Origin of the sequence: Verrucosispora sp. SN26_14.1 (assembly GCF_004307965.1) — a bacterium.
Taxonomy (GTDB): domain Bacteria; phylum Actinomycetota; class Actinomycetes; order Mycobacteriales; family Micromonosporaceae; genus Micromonospora.
Genome location: NZ_SISL01000606.1, coordinates 1 through 2,922, shown reverse-complemented (window position 1 = coordinate 2,922; position 2,922 = coordinate 1). Strand labels below are relative to the sequence as shown.

Sequence of the window (2,922 nt, the reverse complement as noted above, 5' to 3'; positions counted from 1 at the left end):
GGCGGCGGGCGGGCGGCGCAGGCGGCGCGGGACCCGCACCGCCTCATGTCTGCGTGACAGCTCGCTCACCAGGTCGGTAACAATCCGCCGGGCTCGCACGTAGATCACCGAGCGGTGAACCGTCGGCGCCCGCGCGCCCGTACCTCCGAGGTAGCTGACGACGAGGGGAAGAGAATCGATGGCGAGCAGCAGACGTACCACCCGGAACAGTCGGCGCGGGACCTCACCGCGACAGCGCAAGATCGCGGGGGTCGTGGCGATCGGGGTGACCCTCGGCGTGGCCTTCGCGACGGCGACCGGGACCAGTTCGGCGAGCGAGAACTGCGAGGGTCTCGACACGGCCGTGGGCAGCAACCTCGCCTTCATCGCCGACCAGTTGGTCTTCCCCGACCCGCTGTCGGAGGCCCGGATCGCCAACCGTCAGGCCGTCCTCGACCAGCTCGAACAGCGGCGCGCGGCGGCCGGCTGCACCGGCGAGGTCGAGGTGCCGGACGCGGACCCGAACGCGGCGCTCAACGGCGGCGCGGCGGAGAACTGCGACGGCCTGGACACCGCCGTCCGTAACAACCTGACCTTCATCGCCGGTCAGCGGCAGAACCCGGATGCGCTGTCGGAGGCCCGGATCGCCAACCGGGAGGCCGTCATCGACCTGCTCGAAGACCGCCGACACCTGGCCGGCTGCACGGGCGAGGTGACGCTCACGCCCGGCGGCTGACGCCCGGCAGGCTCGGGAGAAGCAGCGCGGCCGCCTCAGACGAGGCCGGCGCCGCGCAGCAGGGTCCAGAGGCCCGCGCCGTCGGGGGCGGAGAGCCACTTCTGCCCGATCGGCCCCTCGGTGGGGCTGTCGTGCGGGACGGGGAGGCTACCGGCCAGCACCGCCTGGGTGGGTGAGAGCCGCCGGATCGCCACGCCCGCCACGTTGTCCGGGTGGGCGGCGGCGAACTCGCGGTAGATCTCCGGGTCGTGCTGGCCGTCGTCGCCGACGAGCAGCCAGCGTACGTCGGGGAACTCCTTGGCCAGCCGGGCCAGGGTGGCGCGTTTGTGCTCCCGGCCGCTGCGGAACCAGCGGTCGTGGGTGGGTCCCCAGTCGGTCAGCAGCAGCGGCCCGGCCGGATAGAGGTGCCGGGAGAGGAAGCGGGTGAGCGTCGGGGCGACGTTCCACGCGCCGGTGGAGAGGTAGAAGACCGGTCCGCCGGGGTGCGCGGTGACCAGGCGCTCGTAGAGCACGGCCATGCCGGGTACCGCCATCCGGGCGTGCTCGTCGAGCACGAAGGTGTTCCAGGCGGCGAGCAGCGGACGGGGCAGTGCGGTGACCATGACCGTGTCGTCGATGTCGGAGAGGACGCCGAAGCGGACCTCGGGGTCGAGGATGCGGACCGGGGCCTCGACCGGCTCGGCGTCCGGGACGCTGAGGCGTACCGTTCCCCAGCCGGGTGGCAGGTTCGTCTCGACGACGGTGTCGACGAAGCCGCTGCGGTCGGCCCGCACCTCGTGGGTCACCCCACCGGTCTCGATCGTCACGGTGACGTGCTTGGCGGGCAGCGTGGTGAAGCTGCGCCAGCCCCGGACCTTCTCCAACCGGCCCCGCTGGCGGGTGTCCGGTCGCCCGAGCAGCACCCGGCACATCACCCGCGCCCAGCCGGGTGCGCCGTACCCGGTGTACGCGATGATGTTGATCCGCCAGCCCGTCCGACGGAGCCGACGCTCGACGACGGCGTGCACCGCGTCCTCGATCCGTGCGGCCCGGTGCAGGTTCGGAATGGCCAACTGGCCGGCGGGAGTGGGTGGCACGGGTGCAACCCTGCCACACGTCGGCGACCACGGCCACGCGAGAGCCGCCCCGGCACCCCGTCGGTCACCCCGGACGCCCCACCCCGCCGGGCTGCGGCGAACCGGCCCGTAGCAGCGTCCGACCGTGCGAAACTCCGGTCGGGACGACGACGGGGGCGATGGTCGTGCCACGTGCAGGGTCGCAATCAGGGCGACAGCGCGGACGGGGATGGTTCCGGCTCGACCGGCCGGCCTTCGTCGCGCTGCTCCTCGGGCTGGCCGGGGTCGGCTACCGCCTGTACCTCGTGCTGCACACCGTGCCGGTGTCCAACAGCGACGAGGCGACGTTCGGCCTGGCCGCGCTGCACATCGCCGAGGGTCGGGAGCACCCGGTCTTCCTGTACGGCCAGCGGTACATGGGCATGTTGCAGTCGTACCTGGCCGCTCCCCTGCTCGCCGTCGGCGGACCGAGCTGGCCGTTGCTGCGACTGCCGGTGCTCGCGCTCTATGCGGTGTTCCTCTGGCTGATTCACCGGCTGACCCGGCGGATCGGGTCGCCCTGGTTCGCCACCCTGGTCGTCGGTCTGCTGGCGCTCGGCTCCGAACGGGTGATCCGGGACCAGGTGACGACCGTCGGCGGCCGTCCGGAGGTCAAGGTCGCGGTGTTGGCGATGCTGCTGCTGGTCGCCGGGCTGGCCCAGGGCACGGTCCGCCACCGTCGGCTGGCCGTCGGCGCCTTCGGGCTGCTCGCCGGGGTGGCCGTCTGGTCGGACTGGCTGATCGTGCCGTACCTGGCGGTGGCCGGGCTGGCGCTGGTGTGGGCGGTGCGTCGGGAGTTGCTCGGTGGGGCCGGGCTGCTGCTGCTCGTCGGCTTCACCGTCGGGATCGCCCCGATGATCCGCGACAACCTGGTCGCGCCGCCGGGACAGGACTCCCTCTCGGTGCTGCGCACCATCAGCGGTGCCACCGGAGCGCCGCCGCCGTGGCCGCAGCGGCTGGACGGCGGACTGCTGGAGGGGGTGTCGCTGGCGGGCGGACTCTGCCCGCTCGCCGGTTGCGCCCGCTGGCAGGAGTGGTTCGCGCTGCTCTATCCGGTGCTGCTGGTCGTCGGGGCGGTGCTCGCCGGGCTCGCGTACCGCCGGGCCGCCGGGC

The 2,922-nt window shown here is 73.2% G+C and carries 3 protein-coding genes and 1 pseudogene; 2 read left to right on the top strand and 2 right to left on the bottom strand.

Annotation, left to right across the window (positions count from 1 at the left end; all coding sequences use genetic code 11):
• Positions 1–201: hypothetical protein (locus EYA84_RS33750; RefSeq protein ID WP_236146035.1), on the bottom strand; the 201-nt coding region annotated here is incomplete at its 3' end.
• Between EYA84_RS33750 and EYA84_RS33190 the strand changes: the two genes are divergently transcribed.
• Positions 179–715, top strand: coding sequence for a hypothetical protein (locus EYA84_RS33190; RefSeq protein WP_201272523.1), 537 nt, complete (start codon positions 179–181; stop codon positions 713–715). The genes EYA84_RS33750 and EYA84_RS33190 overlap by 23 nt on opposite strands.
• 35 nt (positions 716–750) lie before the next feature.
• Here EYA84_RS33190 and EYA84_RS29820 read toward each other — a convergent pair whose 3' ends face one another.
• Positions 751–1,791, bottom strand: a complete 1,041-nt coding sequence (locus EYA84_RS29820) for an App1 family protein (RefSeq protein WP_131057444.1) — start codon at positions 1,789–1,791, stop codon at positions 751–753.
• A gap of 158 nt (positions 1,792–1,949) precedes the next feature.
• On the opposite strand from EYA84_RS29820, the pseudogene EYA84_RS29815 reads away from it, so the two are divergent.
• A pseudogene (locus EYA84_RS29815) lies at positions 1,950–2,922 on the top strand (hypothetical protein); the annotation flags it as partial.